This window comes from Pantoea sp. SGAir0184, from assembly GCF_043544755.1.
The window spans coordinates 1,320,458-1,332,719 of the sequence record NZ_CP028050.1 but is presented as its reverse complement, the minus strand read 5'-3'; the positions used below and the strand labels follow the sequence as shown (position 1 = coordinate 1,332,719).

The following is a 12,262-nucleotide window of genomic DNA, read 5'->3' as shown; positions in this document are numbered from 1 at the left end:
ATTACTCTCCGTTGTGTTGTGATACGTCATCATCCTGCGATGACGTCTGGGTGTTGCCCGGTATCTGGCAGGCATCAGCCTGCGGTACCAGACTGATTTCGACGCGACGGTTAAGCGCACGCCCATCCGTCGTGTCATTGGTTGCGATTGGGCGGCTTTCGCCATAACCCTGCACCGCAAAACAGCTTTCCGGTACATCACCGGTGTCACGCATCCAGTCGCGTACCGCTTCGGCACGTTTCAGTGACAGCGTCTGGTTCAGTTGCGGGTTACCGGTGTTATCGGTATGGCCGGACACGACAATCAGCCAGCCCGGCTTCGCTTTGATGCCGACCAGTGAGTTCACCAGCATTTTGGTGGACCAGGCTTTCAGCGTGGATTTGCCGGAATCGAACAGCGACATGCTGTCGAGGCGGACAATTTTCGGCACCGGTTTCGGCTGCGGTTTTGGCGGCGGTGGCGGGGGCACATACGAACGGATCGCATCCAGCACAGGCATTCGCAGACGCTCGCCCTGATACAGACCAAAGCCCATCCGCATCGGTACGCCATTGCGCGCCTGGTCATCCAGCCCGGCCGCATCGTCACGCAGGACAGCAACAGCGTCGGCTTTGGGCGCGAAATCCTGCATCGGGATGCGTTCATAGCGGGCAATATCGAAGCTGACACGCTGCAGCAACTGGCGATTGTTCCAGCCACTGCTGAGCAGTGCAGCCATGGCCGCCAGCGTAAAAATCGCGAGCGCATAACGGAAGGCTTGCCCATGCGGCGTCAGGCCTCGCCCTTCCGGAAGCAGCGGCAGGATAAAATCCGGCAACGCGGCAATAACCGTACTGTCCGTTCCCACCGGCTGCCAGCCCGCTACCTGTTGCATCGCAGTATGACGGGACAGCCATGCCGTCCACACCGATGTGGCCAGACTTCCGGCCAGGATCGGTCCCAATCCCCACAGCACTGCAACCGGTGCAATGACCGGAACATCCGGGCTCTCATCAATGAAGACCGCTTTAACGTGCAACCGGAACCAGCTCATCAGGCTGTTCATCAGCACCTGTTGCTGCATCGCAGGCGCGCCACCGGTGGTGACCCATGCAGCGACTGAGCCCGGCGCTGAAGACGCACGCCAGACCCTCACCCCTTCCCCCGGGATAACCGCCTGCCAGAGCAGATCATTGGTCATCGCACTGCCAACCTGACCATTCAGAACCAGCGGCACAGAATGCCCGGTTTCTTTACGCAGCTGGCTGATTTGCCAGCGCAGGGCCAGCAGACGACGGGTAAGTCGCTCGCTGTCGGCGTGTTTTTGCGGACAGACGCTGACCATCACCGACAGCTGTCGGCCCCAGTCAGGACGCAACCCCAGTATCTGACGGGCAACCTGTTGCAGATCCTGATGTTCCTCCACGCGGATCCAGCATCCCTGTGTCACAGTAAGCACCGGTGACTGCTGCATACATGCCAGCGGCAGATCGCCACAGACCAGCACCACAGGCTGACGGTAAGTGGCTTCCGGGAGGTCATCCAGATTTAGGGCGACGTCATGCTCCGCACGACGCCTGGCGACAATCCACAACGCCAGGATAAGCCCCAGCACCGCAAGCAGAAAGAGCACCGAAACCAGTCGCGATACCGGCAGGAAACTCAGGCAAACCACGGCACTCAGCAGGGCGGCCCACAGCGCAAGCCCGCGCTGCTGTGCAGGACTCATTTCACGGCTCCCGGCAGCAGGGTCACCAGCATCTGATCCAGCCAGTGGCTCAGTCCCCACCACAGCGCAGCCACCAGCACCACGCTCAGGCCAATACGCACGGGCCATGACGCCAGCCAGCCGCCCATTTCTCGTCCGGTACGGCTTTCCGCCAGAACCGGATGGGTTGGTGGATAGCTGAACGGCGTGACATGTTCACTGAGCGCGTTGATAAGCTTCTGGCGCTCCGGATCGTTCAGAGAGCGGAAACTGCCGAGGAACCCCAGCATCATGACCCGCTGAAAGCAGGTCATGACAGCCTGGTCAGGCGCTGGTTCACGCAGCACATCACGCATGCGATCGCACAGCGTATCACCGGCATCCATGGTGCCGAGGAAGTGCCCCTGCAGGGGAATGTCATACCACTGCACGCAGGCGTCATCCTCCACACCACGACCTTTGACCGCCTCATCAAGCAGCGCACACTGTGCGGTGAGAATATGCTGACAGCTGACTTCATCGAGTTCGCTCGCTTTCAGCTCACGCTGCACACGTTCAACATCGGCAATGCAACGCTCCCACAACGTGCGCCCTTCTCCATCCTGAAACGTCGGACCGTGACGCAGGCTGATGACCTGCAGCCAGGTATCCTGCAGCAGAGCATCAATATCAATGGGCGCAGCAGTACTGCGTTTAGGCTCACTCATGTTCTCAGTACCGCAAAAAGTTCAAGTTCAGGCTCGCCGAGCATGCCCGGAACGTAAAACATACAGGTGCCGCTCTGAAGCATTTCACTGGCCAGGGGATGCGAGACATCAAGGCTGAAATACTGGTTTTCCAGACGCAGCGGAATGGCTGCCGGCACATGGCGCAGTGGCGTCAGTGGCACGCCCACCCGTGAGGAATTGACGATACTCCTGACATGATCGGGACTGCCGATCTTGCACTGGCGCGGGAACTGCTCCTGCAGTTGTGCCACCGGCATCGGTGAACGCACGGAAAGGTAGTAATCCGCCCCTTCGCGCAGACGGGAGTCATGCAGACGGGCCTGCCAGACGTGTAGCCGGGCATCGTGCTCAAGCTCAATCGCCACCACCCGCGACGGCAGGCTGGCTTCCAGCAGATCGCCCAGTAAGTCGAACAGCGGCGGGAAGACGCTATTCAGCTGTTCATGCTGCCAGACCGGAATAGCACTCACCTGATGTTCCAGCGAGAAAGTCAGCAGGCTGCCCGCAAGCCGCGCCAGTTCCGGGTACAAACGCTCCGGTGGGCTTTGCAGGTTACGCTGAAACTGGCCGAGCACCGGTTCTGCGCTGTTCAGGGCATTGAGCAGCCAGAACAACGACACATCAGCCACGGCAAAGTCGGCCATGCGCTCGTTACTTTCACGCCGCATGGACATCAGTCGACTCAGACGGGCACGCAGTTGCGTCATCAATTGTTCCAGCTGGGTTACCAGCCAGCGGCTGCCCTGCAGAGCCAGCAGTGGCGGAAGCCAGGTTTCATCGAGTGCCCAGCTGCCCTGGGAATCCTGCTGCAGACGGGCGACCGGACAGGTCAGATAATCACTGTTGTTCTGATGGGCAAAACGCAGCGTCAGCTCTGGCTGCATCACTGCAATCTGCCGGGTATCGTCGCCAAAGGTGTTGCGGACATCCCGCCAGCGCTGGCGATAACGCACAGGGCGCTCGGCCACCTCATCGGGTTTAAGACAGTTGCCGCCATTTGCCCGCAGCAGCGGAAGTGCCAGAACCACCACCACGTCCTGTGATTCGCCCTCAAGCATCAGCACCGGCGGCAGGTCATCGGCGTTCTCGGTGTCGATAAGCGTGCCATCAGGAAAACGGATGTGCAGATGACGGGCCTGCAGGCGGCCCAGCTTCAGTGCATCAGGTTCGAAGGTGGCAGTAATCATCCCCCAGGGATGGCAGAGGCCCAGCCGGGCGATGCATTCCGCAGACCAGGCCGCATAGGCGACCTGTTGCTGGAAGTGCTGGGGAGAGACCATAACGCCCCTGCCCCATAACGGTTGTTCCGTTTTCATTGGCTTCCTGCCTTCGCTTACGATTTCGCCTTCGGCATCTGGGAAACCAGTGACAGGTTGACGTCCATGCCCTCTACCTGGAAGTGTGGGATGGCGTACAGCCTGACGCGGAAGAAGCCCGGGTTGTCGTCGATATCTTCCACTACCACCTTCGCGTCGCGCAGCGGGTGAGAAGCCTGCAGCTCATCGCCCGGATCGGTCATTTCGGTCACCAGACCGCGCACCCAGGTGTTTAACTCCAGTTCCAGCAGACGCCGATCCTTGGTGGTGCCGATGTTTTCACGCTGAATCAGCTTCAGATAATGCGCGATACGCGACAGCAGGAAGATATACGGCAGACGGGCGTTAATGCGGCTGTTGGCGGTGGCATCCGCAGTGTCATACAGCGCAGGTTTCTGGGTGGAGTTGGCTGAGAAGAAGCAGCTGTAGTCGCGGTTTTTGTAGTAGGACAGCGGAATGAAACCGAGATTGGCGAACTCGAATTCGCGGGTTTCCGGGATCATTACCTCACTCGGGATCTTCACCTGATTACCGGTGCCCAAATCGTACAGATGAATCGGCAGATCCTGCACCGCACCACCGGCCTGTGGACCACGGATTTGCACGCACCAGCCATTGTTAATGAAGCTGCGCACCATGTTGGATGCGAAGGCAAACGAGGCGTTGGTCCACAGATATTTGTCGTGATCCGGACCTTTGACTTCTTCAACGTAGTTGAAACTGCGCACCGGAACGGTATCCGGGCCATACGGCAGGCGACCCAGTACGCGCGGCATCACCAGACCGATGTAGCGCGAATCGTCCGTCTCGCGGAAGGATTTCCACTTGATGTATTCAGCGCGGTCAAAATAGTTACCGATATCTTTGATGGCCGCCACGTCTTCCATTGAATCCTTGAGGAAGAATTGCGGGCCGGCAGAGCCGATAAACGGCATATGCGCCGCAGCAGACACTTTTGAAATATTGCGCAGCAGGGCAACATCCTGCGCAGACGCATCAAACTCATAAGCGGAAATCAGCGCCGCAATCGGCTCGCCGCCTGGTGTGTCATACTCATCAATGTAGGTGTGTTTATACAGGCCGCTCTGGATAATTTCCGGGCTGTCTTCAAAGTCCTGACGCAGGTCTTCTTTTGACATATCCAGCAGTTCGACTTTCACGTTCTGGCGGAAATCGGTTTTGTCGACAAGGGATTTCACACCGCGCCACAGGCTCTCCACTGCCTGGAACTCTTCGCTGTGCATGACCGCATCCAGCTGACGACTGATCTGGTGATCCAGCGCGGCTATATGATGGTCAATCAGGTTTTTGTCGAGTTTTTCAACTTTTGCGCCTGATTTTTTCAGGCACTCCAGAAATACCTGCATGCCGGCGGTTAAACGCTCATCCGCCGTTGCATCCGACATCGCCTGCGCATCCTGCCAGATATCCAGCGCGCTCAGCTCAGAAACCGGGTTGAGATTGATCTTTTCAAACAGGGTGGCATAAACCCCACCGGCTGCCGGACGTTCCAGCACCACGCTCTCGCCACCCGTCGCATTCTCATTATTTACAGACATCAGCATCTTCCTTATTAATCCGTTAAATCATCGTGATGGTTATGGCTGTTTTGGTGCCAGGGTTGAGAGCTCAGCGCGCAGCTCTGCACTTAACGCCGGGTCCAGCAGAATTTTTTCCAGCTCTTTTCGGAAGGCCTGGTTATCCAGCAGGTTGGCTTTTAAATCACGCAGTAAATTACGCATGGAAAGCATGGCCTTCAGCTGAGGTATTTGCCGGGAGACCTGTTCCGGAGAGAAATCTTTCATGCTCTGGAAAGTCAGACTGATGCTGTCTTCGCTGCCGTCATCGACCAGCGTATTTTTAACGGCAACCGTGACTTTTGGCGAATATTCGGAAAGCACTGCGTCAAAATTATTTTTGTTCAGATTAACTTTGGCTCGCTCTGATAATGGTGCGGACGCCTGACCATGACTGAAGTCGCCCGCCACCAATAATTTCAGCGGAAGCTCGGTTTTCTTGCTTGCGCCTCCGGTATGCAGGTCAAGTTTTAAGTTAATACGTGCCTTGGGGATTTCGGACTGAAAGGAAGAGTTAGACATGGCTGTCCCTGTTCTATTGAATGATAGAAACGGTCAATGCCAGTGAGAAATTAGTAAGAAAGGCAAACCCAGCCAGAACAACGTCCCGGTTCACGTCCTCCGACGGGAATAAAAACTCCGGAATTAAAAAAGCGAGTGCATTCCATTCACCAGCATATCGACACTATTTTTTAGGCATTTGTCTGAAATAAAAAATTTCGGATAAAACCCAATAGCCGCAGTGTAAGAACGTTCCCTGTCTGACCGGAAACGGGAAAATGTAAAAAAATATTACAAACCCCGATTTTAACATCTCCAGATCATCTTCATGATTAATAAGAATTTTCTTGCATTACCCCTTCAGGCCCTGTGGGATAAGGACATGCAACGAGAGATCAATTTGGCTTAGGGCGTGATTCTGTTCAAAATGCCACCAATCAAGAGAAATATCTGATTTTGTACTTTGTTAAAAAATGAGAGGCCGGACGTGACTGAGCATGTGAAAAACAGACTACTTTTTCAAATTCCAACATTTCTTTTCGTTCAAATAAACGGGGTTTAATTATTTTCGTCAGATGAAATGACATAAAAAGATAAAATTTTCGGATAGCAGCAGCGTGCATTTTTATACAGGACGATAATGTGATGCTGTTAAACCTCCCTGTTAAAAAGATCGACGCAAGCCTTGTACTACATCATTCCCAGGTATCTGAGCGAATATCCATCTGCGGGACAATGTTGGTACTATCCTGAGTATTAAGTGCTATATTTCACCAGGCAACACCTGACTGGTTTAAGCAGGCACATAGGGATGTGCAGCCGCATTTACCCGCTGTAGCGTAATCAGTAATGCAATTCTCGCAAAATTCAATGCAACTGCCCCGTCAGCGCTGACGCCATGCCGAGGGTGCCATGCCGTGCAGCTGGCGGAAGCGGTTGCTGAAATGGCTGGAAGAGTGGAAACCGCAGCGCAGGGCAATCTCAGTCAGCGACAGCGCGCTGAATTGCAGCAGTTGCTGCGCGGCTTCCATACGGCGGCGCATCACATACTGGTGCGGCGCTTCGCCGGTGCTGCTGCGGAACATACGTGCAAAATGGTATTCGCTGAGCGCCGCCTCTGCCGCCAGTTGGGCCAGCGTTAACGGCTGATCCAGCTGCGTATCGATCAGCGCCAGCACGCGGCGCAATACCGCCGGCGCCAGTCCGCCGCGCACCTGCGGCAACTGCCACTGTACCTCGCTGTAGCGCTGCAGCAGATGGGTCATCAGTAGTGTTGAGGCGCTGCTCAGCATCAGCTGGTTGGCCGGTTGCTGCCAGTCGGCGCTCAGCAGAAAATGACGATACAGCTGGGTGATGCGGTCATCGTCGGCAAAAATCTTCTCATGCAGGTTAAGCTGCGCCGGGCTGCGATCCCACACCTGCTCACCGAGGTGACGCAAATGCGCATCGGTGCAGTAGAGGTGCACGAAGGATAAATCCGCGCGCAGATCCCAGGTCGACTCGGTGCCAGACGGCATCAGGCAAAAGCGATCCGGCGCGCCGCCGTTGCGCCAGCCGTGCGGTGTTTTGTGCCAGGTGTCGTAACCATCGGCAACGTACAGGCTAAGCGTATGGTGATCGCTGAGGTTGGTCACGCGATCGCCACTGTTGAACCACGCCGCCAGCCGAATGCCGCCGCTCAGCTGCACGCTATCGCGCAGCTGTGCTTTGTGACGCTGAAGCATAGTAAACGTCTGATATTCCGGCATGGTCTGACATCGCTCTCTGGGTTGATGTCTGTAGTTTACGCAACTGACCGGACAGAAAACAGGCCAATGCCGGACCAGGCGGGAAAAAGCGCAAGAATTTGCAAGTGCTGCGCAAAGCCATGCAAGCCGCGCTCCTGTCACTCAGGCACACTGCGAGCCTGATTCCGCCGGAGAGTTTCTGATGAACCTGATGTTATACCTCGCGGTGGTGCTGATTTGGGGCACCACCTGGATTGCGATTTTTCTGCAGCAGCAGGCCGCCGATACGCCGGTACTGGTGGCGGTATTCTGGCGCTTCCTGTTCGCCTCGTTGACCATGCTGGTGCTTCTCCGGCTGCTGAAACGTCTGCGTACGCTGGATGCGCGTGACCACCTGTTTTGTCTGTTACAGGGCGGCTGCGTATTTGGTTTTAATTTTGTCTGCTTTTACCATGCGGCAGCGATGATCAGCACCGGACTGGAGTCGGTGATTTTTTCGATGGCGGTGCTGTATAACGCGCTCAACAGCTGGATTTTTTTCCGCCAGCGCCCGCCTTTCCGCCTGCTGCCCGCCGCCGCGCTGGGCCTCGGCGGGATTGTTGCGTTGTTCTGGCAGGATATTCAGTCAGCCCATGTTGCGCCGCAGCTGCTGTGGGGCGTGGGACTGAGCGCGCTGGGCACGCTCGGTTTCTCCTTTGGCAATATGATTTCTACCCGCCATCAGCGTCGTCAGCGCGACGTGCTGACCACCAACAGCTACGCCATGCTGTACGGTGCGCTGATCATGGCCCTGCTGGCGCTGGTGAATGGCGACGCGCTGGCACCGGCACTCAATCTGCAGTGGCTGGGGGCGATGAGCTATCTGGCTTTGTTTGGCTCGGTGCTGGGCTTTGGTGCCTACTTCACGCTGGTGGGGCGCATCGGTGCCAGCCTGGCGGCTTACAGCACCCTGCTGTTTCCACTGGTGGCGCTGACGCTTTCGACGCTGTATGAAGGCTATCAGTGGCATAGCAATGCTATCGTCGGGCTGGTGATGATTCTGGCAGGGAATATGGTGATGTTCGTGCGCTGGCCGGCTCATCGCCGGTTACGTCTGGCCTGAAGCAAGAGCGGGCATGGCGCCCGCTCTGTCACTCCTCTAGCGCCAGCCCCCGACGCCGATGTTGAGCTGGTGAGGTTGGTTAATGGCTTTTCTGGCAATCCAGTAAAGCAGAACGCGTTCATCATCTCTGTCGCGGTCGGCCATCGCCAGTAATTTCAGCGACAGGGTGGACCTGGTCACAGGCTGCTGTTCATCGCTTAACTCGATAACCGCCTGACCGATGATGCAGCAAACCTCATCCCCGCTGGATACGGATTCATATGCCCGGTCTTTCATATTTCCTCCTGTTGAGTGAACTATAAGCCTGGCAAAGTTCCTGTGTTTTGCCGCGCAGATGCTGCGCTTAAAACACCCTGTTACACATGCTCACCTGTCGCAATGCCTGTTCATGTGACGACATCCGCGCTGCGCTTAAGCAAAGGCGCAATGCCATTCATACCGTTTTCACAGCATTTCATTCCGTCTCCCGCTCCGTTCACGCCCGTCCGCACCACCCGCGCCCGCGTGAGGCTTATTATCGCTGCAGATTCCGTATTCCCGGATGGGAGAGAGAAAAATGACAACAGCCGTTACCCCTAATCATCAGCGTGTCCGTATCCTTACCCTCGCAGGCACCATCATTACCCAGTTCGCGCTCGGCTCGGTTTATACCTGGAGCCTGTTTAATGGCCAGCTGGCGCAGAAACTGGATGCGCCGGTCAGCCAGGTGGCTTTTTCCTTTGGTCTGCTCAGTCTTGGTCTGGCGATTGCCTCCTCGCTGGCCGGCAAGCTGCAGGAGCGCTTTGGCGTGCGCAATGTCACTATCGGTGCAGGCATTCTGATGGCCATTGGCTTCTGGCTGACCGCCCATGCTGACAACCTGATGATGCTGTACCTGAGCGCCGGCATTCTGGTCGGGCTGGCCGATGGCGCGGGCTATCTGATGACGCTCTCTAACTGCGTGAAGTGGTTTCCGGAGCGCAAAGGACTGATTTCGGCCTGTTCGATCGGCGCTTACGGCCTCGGCAGTCTCGGCTTTAAATTTATCTGTGGCGCGCTACTTAGCACTCAGGGGCTTGAAAATACCTTTGTGATTTGGGGTGTGCTGGCGATGACGATGATTATTGCCGGTGCCCTGATGATGCGCGATGCGCCGCTGCAGCAGGCCGGTTCACGTCAGCAGCAGGCCACACAGGAGTTTACGCTGGCGCAGTCGGTGCGCCTGCCGCAATACTGGATGCTGGCGCTGATGTTTCTGACGGCCTGCATGAGCGGTCTGTATGTGATTGGCGTCGCGAAAGACATTGGTGAAGGCCTGGTGCACCTGAGTACGCAAACGGCGGCCAATGCGGTGACGGTAATTGCCATTGCCAACCTGAGCGGACGACTGATTCTCGGCGTGCTGTCGGACAAAATGGCGCGCATCCGGGTCATTTCGCTGGCACAGCTGGTTTCGCTAAGCGGCATGAGCATCCTGCTATTCACCCACATGAATGAAACCACCTTCTTCCTGTCGCTGGCCTGCGTGGCGTTCAGCTTTGGCGGCACCATCACCGTCTTCCCGTCACTGGTCAGCGATTTCTTCGGCCTCAACAACCTGACCAAAAACTACGGCCTGATCTATCTCGGCTTCGGCATCGGTAGCGTGCTTGGCTCGCTGGTGGCTTCGGTGTTCGGCGGCTTCACCGTGACCTTCAGTCTGATTATGACGCTGCTGGTGATCTCGCTGGTGCTGTCGCTCAGTATCCGCCTGCCAAATCGTCAAAACCTGGTCGCGCCAGTACTGCATAATTAACTCACCACCCTGCCGTGTAAATGCACGGCAGGCTTTTTATTGATAACCACAGAATGGATCACGCATTGAGAATGACTGTTATTTAACCTTGCATTTCAGAGTAATCGGGTTATTATCAGGCGCTATTCAGCTTATTCCGATTGGTTTATTTCCCGCCCTGTCACTTTTAGCTTGTAATTGACATATCTGGTAATAATTACGGAAATAACTCTACATTCACTGCATCTTCACTCCACTTTTCCCGGTTAATCTGGCCTCATTGGAAAAGAGGAGGACTCTCCATGAAGAAGTTAATAAAAGTCGCTTCGGTGGTGGCGATGATGACCATGCTAAGCGGGTGTATTATCGAGCACGACCATGGACGCGGTCCCGGCTGGGGCCACGGGCACGGCGGCGGCTGGCATCACGGCCATGGCGGCTATCGTCACTGGTAATTGGGCAAAGCACACACAGCACATAATAAAAAATGAATATAGAAAGGGCGGGAATCAATCCCGCCCTTATTTTTTAGCTTTTCACCGCGTAATTACATTGATACCAGACTTTCTTCAGGCCAGGCAAATTGCTGTCCTGCGCCGGAAGCGATTCGACTTTATCGAAGCCGCGCTGGTTACAGTAATTCGCCAGATCAAGTTCCAGCGCATCTTTATCCAGCTTCTGTGGATCGTAACGATACTGTACGGTATTTGAACGGGCATCTTCATCCACGCGCTCAAAACCCCCGGGTTTGCTGACACTACAACCGGCCAGCATAAAAAGCGCTAACGCGCTAATAAGCATTTTATTCATTAGGGTGTCCTCATCAGACGTTGCAGTGTAAAAGGCAACGCCACACGCCTCTATAGGAAAAAGACGCGAAATGTCCGATTAATGCAAAGCTTTCGCCAATCAAATCAATAAAACCAAACGGTTTTCCTTATCACATCAGCAGTGAGAAGATGACTTCAGACAAAACGAAGTCTGCACCACACCAGGTGATACCCACAAAAAGACATACTGAAAGTGACCTTTATGCCCGTGCTGAGCGGGCTTTTTTTTCGCCCGTTATCCGGTAAGGCTGACCATCTTACGCAAAAGATTGGCCGCTTGTTTGTCCGGCAATGCGAGAATTCCGCTGTAAAGATCAATCGACATCGCGCACATCGTGCCGCGATCCACCGCCGTATCCGCCGGCATATTCAGCTGCTGCAGCTTATCGCCCCACTTGCCATACAGTTTTTCCACCACGCGCTGCAGATCGCGCTGCGCCTGAGGCTGATCCACCGCCAGCTCGTCGCCGGTACTGTTTTGCAGCAGTGCCTCGAGCGCTTCACCATCACGCTGATTAAGCTCCGGCGACAGCACCTGTTGCAGATTGACGCCACCGCTGACCTGCGGATAGAGGAAACGGAAGCAGCGCTGCGTATCCTGCTGCTGCAGCGCCTGCATCTCCTGCACCGAAACGCGGATATAGTTGATGATCGCCGCATCGCTGGCGCGCGCCATGCGCTGATTCACCAAATCCATCAGCCAGCCGCGCATATCGCCCAGCGCCTGCTCCGCAGGTACGCCCTCTGCCAGCTTGTGCTGCAACTCACGATTCAGCAGTTGCCACAGCGCCGGCTCCTGCACTTTCAGCACGCGATAACCCGGCGCGTCGCTCAGTTGGGTAGCCACCTGCGCCGCCAGCGCCTCGCGCTCCTGACGCGGATGCAGCCAGCTAAACCACAGCAGATTGGCCAGCAGCACAGGCAGCAAAAACAGCAGGACACCCTGCCAGACGCGCAGCGCGGTGGTGCGCAGCAGTATCACGATGATGATCGCCAGCAGCACAAAAGCGGCCAGCGTGAGCGGGAAAAGCGAGAACATGG

Annotated in this window: 12 protein-coding genes; 3 read left to right on the top strand and 9 right to left on the bottom strand. The window is 56.0% G+C overall.

The features are described from left to right. Position 1 precedes the first annotated feature (1 nt). From C1N60_RS06080 to C1N60_RS06055, 6 genes are all read right to left on the bottom strand, one after another. Positions 2 to 1,708, bottom strand: coding sequence for an OmpA family protein (locus tag C1N60_RS06080; protein ID WP_282954644.1), 1,707 nt, complete (start codon positions 1,706 to 1,708; stop codon positions 2 to 4). After that, the gene (gene tssL, locus C1N60_RS06075; protein WP_058781797.1) at positions 1,705 to 2,394 is read right to left on the bottom strand and encodes a type VI secretion system protein TssL, short form; all 690 of its coding nucleotides are present in this window, start codon (positions 2,392 to 2,394) and stop codon (positions 1,705 to 1,707) included. Before tssL ends, C1N60_RS06080 begins: the two co-directional genes overlap by 4 nt. Next, positions 2,391 to 3,731, bottom strand: coding sequence for a type VI secretion system baseplate subunit TssK (gene tssK, locus C1N60_RS06070; protein ID WP_058758377.1), 1,341 nt, complete (start codon positions 3,729 to 3,731; stop codon positions 2,391 to 2,393). Before tssK ends, tssL begins: the two co-directional genes overlap by 4 nt. A 17-nt stretch (positions 3,732 to 3,748) precedes the next feature. Next, the gene (tssC, locus tag C1N60_RS06065) at positions 3,749 to 5,296 is read right to left on the bottom strand and encodes a type VI secretion system contractile sheath large subunit (RefSeq protein ID WP_058781795.1); all 1,548 of its coding nucleotides are present in this window, start codon (positions 5,294 to 5,296) and stop codon (positions 3,749 to 3,751) included. A 33-nt stretch (positions 5,297 to 5,329) separates the two neighbouring features. Continuing rightward, positions 5,330 to 5,830, bottom strand: a complete 501-nt coding sequence (gene tssB, locus C1N60_RS06060) for a type VI secretion system contractile sheath small subunit (RefSeq protein WP_394521511.1) — start codon at positions 5,828 to 5,830, stop codon at positions 5,330 to 5,332. An 863-nt stretch (positions 5,831 to 6,693) separates the two neighbouring features. Then, positions 6,694 to 7,557 (bottom strand): helix-turn-helix domain-containing protein, encoded by an 864-nt coding sequence (locus tag C1N60_RS06055; protein WP_058770793.1) that lies wholly within the window; start codon positions 7,555 to 7,557, stop codon positions 6,694 to 6,696. 181 nt (positions 7,558 to 7,738) lie between these two features. Here C1N60_RS06055 and C1N60_RS06050 point away from each other — a divergent pair, with 181 nt between their 5' ends. Then, on the top strand, positions 7,739 to 8,638 hold the full coding sequence (locus C1N60_RS06050) for a DMT family transporter (protein WP_394521510.1): 900 nt from the start codon (positions 7,739 to 7,741) through the stop codon (positions 8,636 to 8,638). Between the two features lie 36 nt (positions 8,639 to 8,674). On the opposite strand, the gene C1N60_RS06045 is transcribed toward C1N60_RS06050, so the two are convergent. Further along, on the bottom strand, positions 8,675 to 8,914 hold the full coding sequence (locus C1N60_RS06045) for a hypothetical protein (protein WP_021313687.1): 240 nt from the start codon (positions 8,912 to 8,914) through the stop codon (positions 8,675 to 8,677). A 280-nt stretch (positions 8,915 to 9,194) separates the two neighbouring features. Between C1N60_RS06045 and C1N60_RS06040 the strand changes: the two genes are divergently transcribed. Continuing rightward, positions 9,195 to 10,412 (top strand): L-lactate MFS transporter, encoded by a 1,218-nt coding sequence (locus C1N60_RS06040; protein ID WP_150058718.1) that lies wholly within the window; start codon positions 9,195 to 9,197, stop codon positions 10,410 to 10,412. A 281-nt stretch (positions 10,413 to 10,693) separates the two neighbouring features. Next, positions 10,694 to 10,846 carry a hypothetical protein gene (locus C1N60_RS06035; protein WP_021509106.1) on the top strand — a complete coding sequence of 51 codons (153 nt, stop codon included), beginning with the start codon at positions 10,694 to 10,696 and terminating at the stop codon, positions 10,844 to 10,846. 73 nt (positions 10,847 to 10,919) lie between these two features. Here the strand turns inward: C1N60_RS06035 and C1N60_RS06030 are convergent, their stop codons facing one another. Further along, a complete protein-coding gene (locus tag C1N60_RS06030; RefSeq protein WP_021509105.1) occupies positions 10,920 to 11,201 on the bottom strand; it encodes a membrane lipoprotein lipid attachment site-containing protein in 282 nt (93 codons plus the stop codon). 255 nt (positions 11,202 to 11,456) lie between these two features. After that, complete coding sequence (locus tag C1N60_RS06025; RefSeq protein ID WP_021509104.1) at positions 11,457 to 12,260, bottom strand: hypothetical protein; 804 nt, start codon at positions 12,258 to 12,260, stop codon at positions 11,457 to 11,459. Positions 12,261 to 12,262: the final 2 nt, after the last annotated feature.

What these genes read in the sequence shown, in the direction of transcription:
- tssC (WP_058781795.1), bottom strand. Translation starts at nt 5,296, where the DNA reads ATGCTGATGTCTGTAAATAATGAGAATGCGACGGGTGGCGAGAGCGTG.
- tssK (WP_058758377.1), bottom strand. Translation starts at nt 3,731, where the DNA reads ATGAAAACGGAACAACCGTTATGGGGCAGGGGCGTTATGGTCTCTCCC.
- C1N60_RS06050 (WP_394521510.1), top strand. Translation starts at nt 7,739, where the DNA reads ATGAACCTGATGTTATACCTCGCGGTGGTGCTGATTTGGGGCACCACC.
- C1N60_RS06040 (WP_150058718.1), top strand. Translation starts at nt 9,195, where the DNA reads ATGACAACAGCCGTTACCCCTAATCATCAGCGTGTCCGTATCCTTACC.
- C1N60_RS06025 (WP_021509104.1), bottom strand. Translation starts at nt 12,260, where the DNA reads ATGTTCTCGCTTTTCCCGCTCACGCTGGCCGCTTTTGTGCTGCTGGCG.
- C1N60_RS06080 (WP_282954644.1), bottom strand. Translation starts at nt 1,708, where the DNA reads ATGAGTCCTGCACAGCAGCGCGGGCTTGCGCTGTGGGCCGCCCTGCTG.
- C1N60_RS06055 (WP_058770793.1), bottom strand. Translation starts at nt 7,557, where the DNA reads ATGCCGGAATATCAGACGTTTACTATGCTTCAGCGTCACAAAGCACAG.
- C1N60_RS06035 (WP_021509106.1), top strand. Translation starts at nt 10,694, where the DNA reads ATGAAGAAGTTAATAAAAGTCGCTTCGGTGGTGGCGATGATGACCATG.
- C1N60_RS06045 (WP_021313687.1), bottom strand. Translation starts at nt 8,914, where the DNA reads ATGAAAGACCGGGCATATGAATCCGTATCCAGCGGGGATGAGGTTTGC.
- tssL (WP_058781797.1), bottom strand. Translation starts at nt 2,394, where the DNA reads ATGAGTGAGCCTAAACGCAGTACTGCTGCGCCCATTGATATTGATGCT.
- tssB (WP_394521511.1), bottom strand. Translation starts at nt 5,830, where the DNA reads ATGTCTAACTCTTCCTTTCAGTCCGAAATCCCCAAGGCACGTATTAAC.
- C1N60_RS06030 (WP_021509105.1), bottom strand. Translation starts at nt 11,201, where the DNA reads ATGAATAAAATGCTTATTAGCGCGTTAGCGCTTTTTATGCTGGCCGGT.